This window comes from Bradyrhizobium sp. USDA 4369 (genome assembly GCF_054056435.1).
Genome location: NZ_JBSRYH010000001.1, coordinates 4652466 through 4667737 on the forward strand (window position 1 = coordinate 4652466; position 15272 = coordinate 4667737).

The 15272-nt window shown below is 65.1% G+C and carries 9 protein-coding genes; 6 read left to right on the top strand and 3 right to left on the bottom strand.

Annotation, left to right across the window (positions count from 1 at the left end; translation table 11 throughout):
• Positions 1-2259, bottom strand: coding sequence for a 4Fe-4S binding protein (locus ACVIJ6_RS20920; RefSeq protein WP_456774238.1), 2259 nt, complete (start codon positions 2257-2259; stop codon positions 1-3).
• Between the two features lie 302 nt (positions 2260-2561).
• Between ACVIJ6_RS20920 and ACVIJ6_RS20925 the strand changes: the two genes are divergently transcribed.
• The 6 genes from ACVIJ6_RS20925 to ACVIJ6_RS20950 all read left to right on the top strand — a co-directional run bounded on the left by ACVIJ6_RS20925 (position 2562) and on the right by ACVIJ6_RS20950 (position 13011).
• Positions 2562-3422, top strand: coding sequence for a ferritin-like domain-containing protein (locus ACVIJ6_RS20925; RefSeq protein WP_456774239.1), 861 nt, complete (start codon positions 2562-2564; stop codon positions 3420-3422).
• Between the two features lie 494 nt (positions 3423-3916).
• Entirely contained in the window at positions 3917-5053 is a 1137-nt protein-coding gene (locus ACVIJ6_RS20930; protein ID WP_456774240.1) for an efflux RND transporter periplasmic adaptor subunit, read from the top strand.
• A 31-nt stretch (positions 5054-5084) separates the two neighbouring features.
• Complete coding sequence (locus tag ACVIJ6_RS20935) at positions 5085-8240, top strand: multidrug efflux RND transporter permease subunit (RefSeq protein WP_456774241.1); 3156 nt, start codon at positions 5085-5087, stop codon at positions 8238-8240.
• A gap of 217 nt (positions 8241-8457) precedes the next feature.
• Complete coding sequence (gene putA / locus ACVIJ6_RS20940) at positions 8458-12138, top strand: trifunctional transcriptional regulator/proline dehydrogenase/L-glutamate gamma-semialdehyde dehydrogenase (RefSeq protein WP_456774242.1); 3681 nt, start codon at positions 8458-8460, stop codon at positions 12136-12138.
• 272 nt (positions 12139-12410) lie between these two features.
• Positions 12411-12638 (top strand): hypothetical protein, encoded by a 228-nt coding sequence (locus tag ACVIJ6_RS20945; protein ID WP_456774243.1) that lies wholly within the window; start codon positions 12411-12413, stop codon positions 12636-12638.
• A 97-nt stretch (positions 12639-12735) separates the two neighbouring features.
• Positions 12736-13011 carry a DUF892 family protein gene (locus ACVIJ6_RS20950; RefSeq protein WP_456774244.1) on the top strand — a complete coding sequence of 92 codons (276 nt, stop codon included), beginning with the start codon at positions 12736-12738 and terminating at the stop codon, positions 13009-13011.
• Between the two features lie 213 nt (positions 13012-13224).
• On the opposite strand, the gene leuD is transcribed toward ACVIJ6_RS20950, so the two are convergent.
• Together leuD and leuC are read right to left on the bottom strand one after the other, a co-directional pair.
• Positions 13225-13845 (bottom strand): 3-isopropylmalate dehydratase small subunit, encoded by a 621-nt coding sequence (gene leuD / locus ACVIJ6_RS20955; protein WP_456774245.1) that lies wholly within the window; start codon positions 13843-13845, stop codon positions 13225-13227.
• Complete coding sequence (leuC, locus tag ACVIJ6_RS20960; RefSeq protein ID WP_456774246.1) at positions 13842-15263, bottom strand: 3-isopropylmalate dehydratase large subunit; 1422 nt, start codon at positions 15261-15263, stop codon at positions 13842-13844. Before leuC ends, leuD begins: the two co-directional genes overlap by 4 nt.
• Between the last annotated feature and the right edge of the window lie 9 nt (positions 15264-15272).

The window sequence follows — 15272 nt, forward strand, 5'->3', positions numbered from 1 at the left end:
TTATGTTGGACGGGTGAGATCGGGGGGCTGGACCGGGGCCGTCAGCGGCTGGCCGGCATGCGTGATCAGTGTCTTTGGGCTGGACTTGCGCATCGACGGCGATGACATCGCCTCGAATTTCTCCCGCTTGAGCCGGACCTGGATCATGTGCGGGCAGCGCTGGTCGTCGTAATAGAGCTGCTGGCAATGCATGCAGTAGATGCACTCATTGACGTTGATGTGCCCCTCGGGATGGATCGACTGCACCGGGCATTCCTTGGCGCAGCGCTGGCAGGGCGAGCCGCATTCCTTCCAGCGGCGCAGCCATTCGAAGGTGCGGATACGTCCGGGAATGGCGAGTGCGGCGCCGAGTGGGCATAGGTAGCGGCAGAAAAACCGTTCGATGAACAGGCCGGTGCCGAGCAGCGCCGCCGCATACAGCACGAACGGCCAGCTGCGCGCGAATTTCAGGATGATCGCGGTCTTGAACGGCTCGACCTCGGCGACCTGCTCGGCGAGCGCGACCGAGTACAGGGACAAACCGAACAGGCCGAGGAAGATGATGTATTTGATCGGCCAGAGACGCTCATGCAGGCCCCAGGGCAGCGTGATCTGCGGCACTTTGAGCCATTTCGCCAGGGTGTTGGTCAGTTCCTGGAGCGCGCCAAACGGACACAGCCAGCCGCAGAACGGACCGCGGCCCCAGAATAGCAGGCCCGCGGCGGTCGCGGCCCACAGGATGAAGATCAGGGGAGCGGCGAGAAAGAACTCCCAATGGAAACCGCTCAGCAGCGCATTGGTGAAGGTGAGGATGTTGACCACCGAGAGCTGGGCATTGGCGTACCAGCCGAGCCAGACCAGCACGAACAGGAGGTAGGCTCGCCGCACCCATGTGAAGAGCAGGGGGCGACGCACCAGCACGTTTTGGAAGAAGAAGATGCCGGTGAGCACGGCCAGTGCCAGTGCAGTGATGCCGACCGACACGGTTTGCGAGCGCCAGATGCGCATCCACAGCGGCTCTTCAGCGTCCTCTGCCGACTGTTGTGCCATGCTCGGGGCAGGCTGTGTCGCAGGCGCATTCGCGGCCGGCGGAGCAACCTGCGCCTGTCGCTTCAAATAGGCGTCGGACAGCGTGTAATTGACGTCGAACGAGAGGAACGCCTTGTCACGGCTGCCGGTGGTCCGCTGGACCAGGAGTTGAAGCTGCCATGGCTCGGCCGGGTCGAGCGTGAACTCGGGCGGCGTGACGAACAGTCCGATCTCGCGCAATGCCGGCGCACCGCTGGCTTCCAGCGCGCCCAGCCGCATATGATTCTTGTCGCGGAATCGCGTGCTGGCGCCGTCCTGCAGCACTTCGATGCGATCGAAGATGCCGCCGCGGACATAGGCCGAGCCCTTGAACGAATAGGCGCCGTCGCCTGCGACGAGGATGGCCTGCTGGCCCGGCTGCAGCCGGTCTTTCAGCCGCTGATAGCCCTCCTCGCCGAGCAGGCTGCGGCCGATCGACGGCACGCTGGCCAGCGCGACATAGAGGTCGATGAACGTGTCGTCCGAATTGCCGGGCTCCGCATTCTGCGCGGCTGCCGTATTGCCTGATTTGGCGAACGCGTCGTTGACGTCGCCGATGCTGAGATGCAGCCGCCGCACCGAGCCGTCGCCGAGCAGGCTCGTCCAGTCGCGGATCTCGCTCTTGTCGGGATCGACCGTCTTGATCACGCTCGGCGGTGTGGTTACCGCGCCTGCTGGGTTGCTCCCGCCAATCCGCCCGCTGCGGATCAGGCGCATCGCCGCGCGCACGATGCTGTCGTGCATCACCAGCACGGTCACGGTGGCGCCGGAGATGATGTCGGCTTGCGGCGCATGCTCAGCGCCTTGCGCGATCGGCGTCATGTCCTTGCCGAGCAGGCCGTTGAGCGCGGCAACGATGCGCGGCTCGGGAATGCCGATCAACACGATCGGCTCCTTGTGGTCGACCAGCTTCAGCCCGGTGATAACGCCCTTGGGCGCGATGCCGACGAGAATATGGATCGGCTTGCCGGAATAGCCGACGGCATTGGCGAAATCGGAATTGAGGTAGACATGGCCTTGGAGCTGATCGCCGCGATAGACGGGCACGATCGGCGGTTCGCCTTGCGGTGCGCCGAAACGATCCGCGCCGGGAAAGAACTCGCTTGGCGTGATCTTTGAAAGATAGGTGGCGAGATCTCCGGCCGCATGCGCTGGCCACGGCGCTGCCAGCGTGCAGAGCGCGATCAGGACCGCCAGGGTCATTGCAGCCATAGGTCCTCGATTGGTGGCGACATCACTCGCAACCATGATCACCTCAAGCGGAACCCTCGCCCCGCGAAGGACGCGCATTCCAATCAGTTGTCGTGTTGGGAAGGGAGGATCGTCGTCGTTGACATCCTCGGCGCAAATCGAGCCAACCTAAATTGACTCCTGATCGTGCGCCCTGTCTAGTGGGTTGCAATCTCACGAACGTTGCGCTGGATCAAACACGCCACGGCATTCAGACGTTGTCATCTCAAACAACGGCGTCTCAGAGCTCGTCTCGGGCAAGGTCGTCAAAGCAGGCTGACGTCATGTTGTTGTCACGAACCCTCTTGCTGAAGTCGGAACCCGCCGGGAACCTTGCCTCGCTTGACGAGCTTTTTGCGCTCGCGAATGCGATGGAGCAGGAGGCGGCTGATCGCTACACGGCGTTGAGCGAAGAGATGCAGCGCCAGGGACGTCGCGATCTGGCCGAGGTCTTTGCCCGCTTGGCTGCGGCGGAACGAGAGCACGTCGACAGCGTGGCGCGGTGGTCGACAGCGCGCACGGGACGCGCTCCCGATGCCGCGCTGGTGCGATGGCGCGCGCCCGAGACGTTCGAGCCGGAGGCGGCGAGCGAAATTCACGGCTCGCGCCTGATGACGCCGTATCGCGCGCTGGCCATGGCGGTGCGCAATGAGGAGCGTGCCTTCGCGTTCTGGTCTTACGTCGCCGCGTTCACTGACAATGCGGACGTCAAGACAGCGTCCGAGGCCATGGCGCGCGAGGAGCTCGGCCACGTCGCGACGCTACGCAAGGAGCGGCGGCGCGCCTATCACACGGCGAACGAAGGCGGGGTTACGACATCCGACGGAGAGCCCGTCGATGCGCGTCAGCTGGAGGCGCGGCTTGCGCAGTTGCTCGAGGCCATGGCCACTCGCTCGGCGAGCCGCCCGGCCGAGCGTCTCCATGAGCTTGCGCAGGACGCCTCCAGAATGTCGGCGGAGATCGCCGGTCTGGTGCAATTGCCGGCCGCTCTCGTTCAGGCAGAGTCGACGGTGATCGCGGAGGCGCTGGTGGACGCCTATCTGGACCATGCCGAGCGCGCGACCGATCCCGAGCAGCTCGACCGGTTGCAGCGACTTGCGTCGCGGGCGATCGCGCGACTGGCGTGGCTGCGATCCCTCGACTGAGTTCCGCGGCCTATGCCGCACGTACACGTCGCTTGACCCTCACGCGCAATCCGGAAGCTTGGCCCGCGTCGTGGCGAGCCGCGATCGGTATGTCAATCCGCTTCTGCATCTGATGTCCGGAGCGGCGTGCGGCTGGCCGGTCTCGACCCGCGTCGAGTTGGCGCACGGCCGTCGCTCCCGGGCGCAGCTGCGCTGGTATAATGAATGCGTAGCGGTAGTTCGGCGGCCCGCATGATTGATAGGGCGTAAATGTCTGCGACCAACTGATCCAATTGCTCCTCCCGAACGTTTATGGCAGTTGAAATTTCGTGGTCGCAGTCGATCGATAGGATAGCAATGCGCGCGAAGGGTTGATTGTTCGGATCGCGCTGCTTAGTTGCGTGTCCGGCGGACATGCGGTTGGTGATGGACGCCTTTCCTAGGGGATCGTTGCGATGGCCTTGAACTTGAGCTTACGCCTATCGGGTTGTGTGTCGAAGCACGCGACGCGGTGTATGCTTCTCCTGGTTGCGACGATCAGTGTCGTGGGGTGCAAGGAGCAGGAGGGGGCGTCGGCAGCCAAGGCGGCGGATGCGCCTGCCGTCGGGTTCATCACGGTCCAGGCGTCGCCGGTGACGCTCACCAAGATCCTGCCGGGGCGAATTACGCCGATGAGGATCGCGGAGGTGCGGCCTCGCATCAGTGGTATCGTGACAGAGCGGGGCTTCCAGCAGGGCAGTGTCGTCGAGGCGGGGACGGTACTCTATCGGATTGATCCGGCCCCGTTCCAAGTCGAGCTCGACAAGGCCCGGGCCGCATTGGCAAAGGCTGAAGCCGTGCTTTATCAGGCCGAACGACAGGAAGACCGGCTCAAGTCGCTATTGACGAGCCAGTCGACGTCGCAGGCTCAATATGAGCTCGCGCTGGCAGCCGAGCGCCAGGCGGAGGCTGAAGTGGCGGCACAGAAAGCCGTCGTGGAACAAGCCCAGCTCAATCTTGAATGGGCGACGGTCAGAGCCCCGATCAAGGGGCGGATCGGACGTGCATTGGTGACCGAAGGGGCGCTTGTCAGTCCAACGGATGCGGCGCATCTGGCAACGGTTCAGCAGCTTGATCCGATCTATGCGGACTTCACGCAGTCTGCCGGCGAGCTTGCTCAGCTCAAGCGCGACCTTGCTGATGGCAGATTGAAAAAGGTGTCGTCCGAAGCCGCGCGCGTGCGGCTCGTTCTTGATGATGGATCGGTCTATAAGCATAGTGGGCGCCTGTTATTTTCCGACGTGAGCGTCGATCCCAGCACGTCGAAGGTCAATTTGCGCGGGGAATTCCCGAATCCGGACGCGGACCTGCTGCCCGGAATGTATGTGCGGGTTCAGATCGAGGAGGCGATCGACGCCAATGGCATCGTTGTTCCGTCGCAGGCGATCCAGCGTACGCCGGCCGGTGGGAGCGCGGTGTTCGTGATCAACGATCAGCAGAGGGCGACACTCCAGCCGGTGCGGGTTGGCCGCTCTGTCGATGCGGGCGTCATGATCGAGGACGGTCTGAAGCCTGGATGGCGCATCGTGGTCGACGGCTTTCAGAAGTTCTCTCCAGGTGAAATGGTGAAGCCGGTCGCCTGGCGGATCGCCGCTCCGAACTCATCCAATTGACGGCCGCAACAGGCTCCGGAGACCGTATCCGATGTCGCGTTTCTTTATTGCCCGCCCGATTTTCGCGTGGGTCGTGGCGATCTTCATTTGCCTTGGCGGTGTGCTCGCAATCCCGTTCCTGCCGGTTGCGCAATACCCGATCATTGCCCCGCCATCGATCTCGATCTCCACGACCTATCCCGGCGCGTCGACCGAGAACCTCTATTACAGCGTGACCCGGCTGATCGAGGAGGAACTGAACGGAGCGGCGGGGATCCTGAATTACGAGTCCACCAGTGACACCACGGGTGACGTCGAGATCTTTGCATCGTTCAAGCCGGGCACAGACATCGAGCAGGCGTCGGTCGACGTCCAGAATCGTATCAAGCGGGTCGAGCCACGCCTGCCCGAGGCGGTTCGAAAGCAAGGCATCGCCATTCTCGAAGCGAGCAGCGCCATCCTCCAGTTCGTCACCCTGACCTCGAGCGACGGTAGCCTCGACGAGATCGGCCTGGGCGACATCGCCACCCGCTATGTGCTGCCAGAGCTGCGCCGACTGCCCGGCGTCGGCCGCGCGCGCCTGTTCGCAACCGAGCGCGCGATGCGCATATGGCTCGATCCAGACAAGCTGCTCGGGCTCGGTCTGACGCCCGCGGACGTCGATGCCGCGATCGCCGCACAGAACGCGCAGGTTGCGTCCGGAGCCCTCGGAGCCCCGCCGGCGCCGACACAGCAGCGCTTGCAGAATATGGTGCTCGTGAAGGGGCAGCTCGAATCCCCCGAGGAGTTCGGTGAGATTGTGCTGCGAGCCAATCTGAACGGCTCGACCGTGCGCCTGTCCGATGTTGCCCGCATCGAGGTGGCAGGTCTCTCCTATGCCTTCTCATCCTGGCTCAATGGACGTCCGGCGGCTGCCGTCGCGGTGCAACTGGCGCCGTCGGGCAATGCACTCGCGACCGCGGCGGCCGTCAAGGCCCGTATGGAGGAGCTCGCTGCGTTCTTCCCGCCGGGAGTCAAATACGAAGTGTCCTACGACGTGACGCCGGTGATCGCCGCCTCGGTGAAGAAGGTGCTGCTCACTCTGGCTGAGGCCGTGGCGCTGGTCTTTCTGGTGATGTTCCTGTTTCTGCAGAACATTCGCTACACGCTGATCCCGACGATCGTGGTCCCGATCGCGTTGCTCGGAACCTGCGCCGTGCTGCTCGGGCTCGGCTTCTCGATCAACGTGCTGACCATGTTCGGCATGGTGCTGGCCATCGGCATTCTGGTCGACGATGCCATCGTCGTGGTCGAAAACGTCGAACGCATCATGGCCGAGGAGGGGCTGCACCCGCGGGCCGCGACGGACAAGGCGATGGAGCAGATCACCGGCGCGGTCATCGGCATCACGCTCGTGCTGATGGCGGTGTTCGTGCCGATGGCCTTCTTTCCCGGATCTGTCGGCATCATGTACCAGCAGTTCTCGGCGGCGATGGTCATATCGATCGGCTTCTCGTCATTCCTGGCGCTGTCGTTGACGCCGGCGCTGTGTGCGACCCTGCTCAAGCCGATCGAGAAGGGGCATGGACACGCGACCCGTGGCTTCTTCGGTTGGTTCAATCGGTGGTTTGCGCGGGTGACCAGCCAATACTCCACTGCGACGCGCTGGGTCGTCGTCCGCGGCGGCCGGTTCATGCTGTTGTATCTGCTGTTGTTGGCCGGCCTGGGCTATGCGTTCTGGCGCTTGCCGGGCGGATTCCTCCCCGTCGATGACCAGGGCTTCGTGATGGTTGACGTCCTGACGCCGGCAGACGCCAGCGCGAACCGCACGCTGGATGCGGTCCACGCCGCCAGCGAGAAGCTCACGGCGACTCCTGGCATCGACAAGGTCTCCTTTATCACCGGCTTCAGCTTCTTTGGTCAGGGCGCCAACACCGCGCAGGCCTTCGTGACGCTCAGGGACTGGTCCGAGCGCGGCCGAAACGAGAGCGCAGATGCCCTGATCGCCCGTTTGAACCCCGAACTTGCGAAAATCCGCGATGCCCAGGTGTCGGTGCTCGCGCCGCCACCTGTCGACAATCTCGGCAACACCAGCGGCTTCAGCTTCCGCCTGCAGGACCGATCGCAGCGTGGCTACGACGCCCTGATGGCGGCCAAGGATACGCTGTTCAAGGCGGCTGCCTCATCACCCGTGCTCGGCCCGCTCAGCGTCGAGGGTCTGCCGCCCGCGCCGCTGGTCCGTCTCGAGATCGATCGCGTCAAGGCCGCGGCGTTGGGGGTCACTTTTGCCTCGATGAACGCGACCTTGTCGACCAGCCTGGGCTCGAACTACATCAACGACTTCCTGAACCGCGGCCGGATGCAGCGGGTGATCGTGCAGGTCGAGGACGGCAAGCGTCTGAAGCCTGAGGATCTCCTGACCTACAGCGTTCGGAACTCCGCAGGCGAGATGGTCCCGTTCTCGTCTTTCGCGAAAGTCGTCTGGGACGTGGGGCCGACCCAGGTCGTCGGCTTCGACGGTTATCCTTCGGTGCGAATTACCGGAAATCCGGCACCGGGTTATACGTCGGGCGATGCGATCGCCGAAATGGAGCGGCTGATGCAGACGCTGCCAAAAGGATTCGGTCATGCCTGGACCGGGCAGTCGCTGCAGGAGAAGCTGGCGGGCTCTCAGGCCGTATTCCTGCTCGGCCTGTCGATCCTGTTCGTGTTTCTGTGTCTTGCGGCGCTGTATGAAAGCTGGTCGATCCCGTTCGCAGTGATGTTGGCGGTGCCGCTCGGGCTCATTGGCTCGGTGGCCGCGGCCTGGTCGCGTGGGCTGCCGAACGACGTCTACTTTACGGTCGGCATCATCACCATCATTGGTCTGTCCGCAAAGAACGCCATTCTCATCATCGAGTTCGCCAAGGATCTGCTGGCGCGCGGGGTGCCTCTGGTCGAAGCCACCATCACCGCATGCGAACTGCGCTTCAGGCCGATCGTCATGACGTCGCTCGCTTTCATTCTCGGCGTGGTGCCGCTGGTCATCGCCAGCGGAGCGAGCGCAGCCAGTCAGCAGGCGCTCGGCACCGGGGTGCTCGGGGGCATGATCACCGCGACCGTCCTGGCGGTTTTCTGGGTGCCGGTGTTCTTCGTCGTCGTGCTGCGCCTGGTCTCGCCCAAGACAGCGATGTCTGATGCCGCAGACGTGCGGCTTACCGCCAAATCCACGCAGTCCGGCGGCGTTTGATCGGGCGGCGTGTACCGGGGAAGAGGTCGGGGCGGGTGATCGCAGGGAAGATCTGCCTTTCGTGATGGCCTGATGGGCCATCACGATCGGTTTGCGCGCGACCGCCCCCAGCGGCGAGGCCCGCTGACGGACCTTGTTTCGGCCGTCTTCGAGGCCAGCAGCGCGGTCAGGCGTTTGCTGTTATCATCGGCATCTGCATTCACCGGGAGAACGCGCCATGCCGCTCGCGGAAACCGCCGCTGGCCCTGGCCCTGTGCCGCCGCCGTTTGCCGCATTCAACGCTGATCTTCGCACCCACAGCGAGCTGCGGGCTGCGATCAGTTCGGCCCATCGCCGGAACGAGCCGGATTGCGTGCGGCCGCTGCTCGATCTCGCGGCGTTGTCCGGAGCGGCGTTGGAGCGAGCGGCCGCCCTGGCGCGGGATCTCGTCGTTCGCTTGCGAAGCAAGGCGCCATCGGGCGGGGTCGAGGGCCTGATCCATGAATATGCGCTCTCCAGCCAGGAGGGCGTCGCGCTGATGTGTCTGGCCGAGGCGCTGCTGCGGATTCCGGATACGGCGACGCGCGATGCGCTGATCCGCGACAAGATCGCGACCGGCGATTGGCGCGCGCACATCGGACATAGTCCGTCTCTGCTCGTGAACGCCGCGACCTGGGGCTTGATCGTCACCGGCAAGCTCACGGCTGCCGCCAGCGAGGACAGCCTTGCCTCGGCGCTCACGCGGCTGATCGCGCGCGGCGGTGAGCCGATCATCCGCCAGGGCGTCACGCTTGCAATGCGGCTGTTGGGCGAGCAGTTCGTGGCGGGGCAAACCATTGAGGACGCGCTCTCGAACGGCCAGCGCTGGGAGGCGCGGGGGTTCCGCTACTCCTACGATATGCTTGGAGAGGCTGCGACCACTGCGGCCGATGCGGCCCGCTACTTCGCCGCTTACCAGACCGCGATCCAGGCCATCGGACGCCATTCGGCCGGGCGGGGCATCTATGAGGGGCCGGGAATCTCGATCAAGCTGTCGGCGCTTCACCCGCGCTACAGCCGGATGAAGCGGGACCGCGTGCTGGGCGAGTTGCTGCCGTGTCTCAAGCAGCTGGTGTTGCTGGCCCGGCAGCACGACATCGGGCTCAACATCGACGCCGAAGAGGCCGATCGCCTCGATCTGTCGCTCGACCTGCTCGAGGCGCTCTGTTTCGACCCGGATCTTGCCGGCTGGAACGGCATCGGCTTCGTCGTCCAGGCCTATCAGAAACGCTGCGCCTTTGTCGTCGATTGGATCATCGATCTGGCGCGCCGCTCGCAACGGCGGCTGATGGTGCGGCTGGTCAAGGGCGCCTATTGGGACAGCGAGATCAAGCGCGCGCAGGTCGATGGCCTCGAGGACTTTCCGGTGTTCACGCGCAAGGCCCATACCGACGTGTCCTACTTGGCCTGCGCCCGGAAGCTGCTGCGCGCGCCCGACGCGGTGTTTCCGCAATTCGCCACCCACAACGCGCGCACATTGGCCTCGGTCATCGAAATGGCCGGACCAAACTTCTATCAGGGCCAGTATGAGTTCCAGTGCCTTCACGGCATGGGCGAGCCGCTTTACGAGGAAATCGTCGGTCCCGGAAAGCTGGCGCGGCCCTGCCGGATCTATGCTCCGGTCGGCTCGCATGAGACATTGCTGGCCTATCTTGTTCGCCGCCTGCTCGAGAACGGTGCGAACACCTCCTTCGTCAACCGCATCGCCGATCCCTCGGTGGCGATCGAGGACTTGATCGCGGATCCCGTGCAACTGGTGCGATCCGCGTCGCGTCCGGGCGCAGCCCATGAGAGGATTCGCGCGCCGCGGGATTTGTTCGGCTCGCAGCGGCCGAACTCCGCCGGGCTCGATCTCGCCGACGAAAGCGAGCTCGCGCGGCTTGGCGCAGACCTGACGCGCAGCGCCGGCGCGCCATGGCGGGCGTTGCCGTCGACGGCAACAAGCGAGGAATGCGCACGCTCCATCCGCAATCCCGCGGATCATCGTGACGTCGTCGGTGCTGTCCGGGATGCGACGGCGCGCGAGATCGAGGCGGCTCTGTCCAATGCGGTGGCGGCGGCGCCGGGATGGGCTGCGACCAGCGCGCGGGAGCGCGCCATCTCTTTGCGCGCAGCGGCGGCCGTGATGGAGGCGCAGCGGCGCATTCTGATCGGTCTCATCGTGCGCGAAGCCGGCAAATCCTATGCAAATGCCGTTGCGGAGGTGCGCGAGGCGGTCGATTTCCTGCGCTATTATTCCGACGATATCGAAACGCCAAGCGATGCGCGCGCGCGCCCGGCGCTCGGGCCCGTGGTCTGCATCAGCCCGTGGAACTTTCCGCTCGCGATCTTCACCGGCCAGGTCGCGGCTGCGCTCGCGGCCGGCAATCCGGTGCTGGCGAAGCCGGCCGAGGAGACGCCGCTGATCGCCGCCGAAGCCGTGCGCATCCTGTGCGAGGCCGGCCTGCCGCCGGGCGTCCTGCAATTGCTGCCCGGTGATGGACAGGTCGGCGCGGCGCTGGTCGCAGACCCGCGCGTGCAGGGCGTCATCTTCACCGGCTCGACCGACGTCGCACGTCTGATCCAGACGCAATTGGCCACGCGCGTCACCGTTGACGGCCAGCCCGTTCCGCTGATCGCCGAGACCGGCGGGCAGAACGTGCTGATCGCGGACTCCTCCGCACTTGCGGAGCAGGTCGTCGGCGACGTCATCGCATCCGCCTTTGATTCGGCCGGTCAGCGCTGCTCCGCCTTGCGCATCCTCTGCCTGCAGGAGGACGTTGCGGATCGCGTCCTTGCCATGCTGCGCGGCGCCATGCGCGAACTCGAGGTCGGCAATCCGGCGCTGCTGTCGACCGATATCGGGCCCGTCATCAGCACAGAGGCGCGGGACAATATTGCCGCCCACGTGGCGATGATGCGCGATCGTGGTCATGTGGTGGATGAACTGATCTTGCCGCCGGGCACGGCGACCGGGACGTTCGTCGCGCCAACCCTCATCGAGATCGACGAGATTGCCGAGGTCGAGCGCGAAGTGTTCGGTCCCGTTCTCCACGTGCTGCGCTATCGGCGCGAGGAGCTCGCTGATCTCGTCGGAGCGATCAATGCCACCGGCTATGGTCTGACATTCGGCATCCATTCGCGCATCGCGGAGACGATCGCGCAATTGTCCGCTGGCATCCGCGCCGGGAACATCTACGTCAATCGCAATATCATCGGCGCGGTGGTCGGCGTTCAGCCGTTCGGCGGCGCCGGCCTGTCGGGCACCGGCCCGAAAGCGGGCGGCCCCTTGTACCTGCGGGGGCTGTCGGCCGCACCGGCTGATCCGGTCCGTGGCATGGCCGGCCGCCCTGACGGGGCCGCGCAGGCCTATGTCGCATGGCTGCGCAGCCAGGGGCGCGCCGAATTGGCGGCCCGCTGCGAGGCCCATCTGTCGCGCTCGCTCGCCGGCGCGGCGATCGAGCTGCCGGGACCGGTGGGTGAACACAACATGTATCGCCTCGTACCGCGCGGGGCCGTGCTTGCGCTGGCGCAGAGCGAGGAGGCGCTGCTGCTTCAATGCGGTGCCATTCTGGCGACGGGCAATCAGGTCGTCGCCGAGGCGTCAAGATCTGTGCGCGCGATGATCGGCGGGCTCGGGCCGTCGCACCTTGCGCGGATTCGGCTTGTGGAGTCCTGGCGCGACGTCGGCGACATCCAAGCCGTCCTGTTCGACGGCGCGACCCCGGAACTGCTCGCGCTGACCAGAGAGCTGGCCGAGCGGCCCGGGCCTATTATCCCGGTGATCATCAAGCGTGCGGTGGATGGAGACTATGAGCTCGACAGACTCGTCAGAGAAGTGTGCGTGTCGACCAACACGGCTGCCGCTGGCGGCAATGCCAGCCTGATGTCGATCGGATGATATAGGAGCAGCGCGTTGCGCCTCGCGCCTGGAGTGATCCGGGGGCGTGAGAGGCATGAGCGGCGAACAGGCAAGCACGTCGCAGACACGGTCTGGTGATCGCGGCGCGTCGTCATCAGGCAGCCACGAAGCGATGGCATGGAGCCGCATGCTCTGCTGCGGCGCGGTCGAATCGGTTAAGCGCGGCGACATCGCGCATGGATTAACGCAGTTGATATCGCCTAATCTGCCGAGAGGATTAGTAACGTCGCTTCAGGGCTCGGAGCTGCCAGATGCACGACCCCGTTGACAAGCTGAACGATCATACCGGTTCCCTTGGCGCGCGCGCCGCGGGCGGTGAGCCGAACGGGGCCGGGCGTATCGCCGGACCTGCCGTGATCCGGCTCGACAAAGCCCCCACGATCGAACCCGAAGCCGGCACGGGGCTTGCCGCCGACGCTGCCGACCGCCGCGATGCGATCCAGAAACGACATCTCGTCACGCCGACGATGTGGCGTTGATCTGATATCGCGTTGATCTTGGCCGCGGCGGTCGTGTTTGGCGCCGGCGAGGAGGTCCCATCCTTTGGCGCCGCGACGGGATCGGCGATGCGCCGCGATGTCCTCTGCTCCTGCTGCTTGCCTCTCGATCGTCTCGCGCGATCCCTCGGGACATGCGATGTCAGGCGACGAGATCCTGAAGAACACCTTTGCCAACAATGCGTTCGAGAATTTCGAGATCGCCGCCTACAAGTCGCTGCTGGCGCTGTGTGGTGCGGCCAGCGCCAGCGAAGCCCGCGGGCTGCTCGAACAATCGCTGCAGGAGGAGATGCGCATGGCCGAGTGGGTCGACGCCAATGTTGAGAAGGTCACGCTGCAATTCGTCCAGCACTAGGAGCGCCAGGCGGCCTGATGGCAGTCCGGTACCGGCCGGAAGGGTGAGAATCCGTCGCGGCAACCTCCGGTAACATCCGGATACCCACGACTCACAAAATCGGATAAACAAGATTTAGCCCTTCTTGGGGCGTTTCCTCCCTGGACTTGGGCCGCCTGTGCTTCCTGTGCAGGCGGCTTCTTTCTTTCTCAGTCTGGCCTCTGTCAGTCCGCGTCAGTCGCGCCGGGTTCCAAGAGCGGCCCAGGGCCGTTGACGAACGTCGCGCGCTTCGAAGCCGGTGATATCGTCAGACAGGGAGACCGTGAGATCGAGGTCGTCCCAGCCGTTCAGCAGCTTGGTGCGCCAGATCGGATCGACGCTGAACGAGAACGTGCGATTGCCGAGCCGGATGAGACCATCTCTGAGATCAATCGTGATCGCCGCTCCCGTCGATGGCAGCAGGGACAGGATCTCCTCCGCGTCGGTCTCGCTGACCGTCGCCGGCAGCAGGCCGTTGTTGACGGCGTTCGAGGCGAAGATGTCGCCGAAGCTCGGCGCGATCACGCAGCGGAAGCCGAAATCGACCAGCGCATAGACCGCGGCTTCGCGCGAGGAGCCGGCGCCGAAATTGCGCCGTGTCACCAGCACCTCGGCTCCGACAGCGCTGGCGGCGTTGAGCGGGAAATCGGCTCTGGCCTGACCCGCCTCGTCGAAGCGCATGTCGTGGAGCAGGTATTGACCGTAACCGTCGGCGCGAGAGCGCTTCATGAAACGCGCCGGGATCAACTGATCGGTGTCGATGCTAGCAAGCGGCAGCGCGCAGGCGGTCGTCGTGATGATGTCGAACGGTCTCATCGATCGCCCCTCAGAAAGTTCCGCACGTCGGTCAGCTGGCCGGTCACGGCTGCGGCCGCCACCATCGCCGGCGACATCAGATGCGTGCGCGCGCCGGGACCTTGCCGGCCCTTGAAGTTGCGGTTGGTGGTCGACGCGCAGCGCTCGCCGGCCGGCACGAGGTCGCCATTCATGCCGACGCACATCGAGCAGCCGGAACCGACCCAGTCGAGGCCTGCGGCGCGGAAGATCCGGTCGAGGCCTTCCTGCTCGGCCTGCTGCTTGACGAGGTGCGAGCCTGGCGACACCAGCCCTGGCACCCGGGCGGTGCGGCCGGCGAGGATGGCGGCGGCCGCGCGCAGATCCTCGATGCGGCTGTTGGTGCAGGAGCCGATGAAGACGCGGTCGATCTTGATGCTGTCGAGCGCCTGGCCCGCCTTGAGCCCCATATAGTCGAGCGCCTCGCGCACATGGCTCGCTTGCGCAGGGTCATCGAGGGCGGCCGGATCGGGCACGTCCGCGCTGATCGGCAGCGCGTCCTCCGGACTGATGCCCCAGGTGACCGTCGGCGCGACCTGCGTGCCATCGAGCCTGATCTCGCGATCAAACGCGGCATCGGCGTCGGTCGCGAGCTCGCGCCAATTCGCGATGGCGCGATCGAGGAGATCGCCCTTGGGCGCGAACGGCCGCCCCGTCACATAGGCGAAGGTTGTCTCGTCGGGCGCGATCATCCCGCAACGCGCGCCGCTCTCGATCGCGAGATTGCAGAGCGTCAACCGTCCCTCCATCGACAGCGCGCCGATGGCGGTTCCGGCATATTCGATGGCATGGCCGCGGGCGCCATCGGCGCCGATCCTGGCGATGATCGCGAGAGCGATATCCTTGGCGGTGATCCCTGATGCAAGGGCACCGTCGATCGTGATGCGCATCTGCTTCGGCCTCTTCTGCCACAGGCATTGCGTCAGCAGCACATGCGCAACCTCCGAGGCGCCGATGCCGAAGGCGAGTGCGCCGAACGCCCCATGCGTCGAGGTGTGACTGTCGCCACACACCATCGTGAGACCAGGCAGAGTGAGGCCCTGTTCGGGCCCGATCACATGAACGATGCCCTGGCGAGGATCGTCGAAGCCGAACAGGCGGATATCATTGGCGCGGCAATTGTCGTCGAGCTGACGGATCATGCCCGCGATATCAGGCGCGATCTCGCTGAGCGTGCGGGTCCGCGTCGGTACGTAGTGATCGGCGACGCCGATGGTGAGATCGGGCCTGCGCACCTGCGCGCGCCTCTCCTTCAGCTTGTTGAAGGCGTGGAAAGATCCCTCATGCACGAGGTGGCGGTCGATGAACAGGAGATCCGCGCCGTCTTCGCGGCGCGTCACCGCATGGGCATCCCAGACTTTGTCGAACAGCGTTCGCGGCCGCCGCGCTACATCCGTCATCCCTGAACG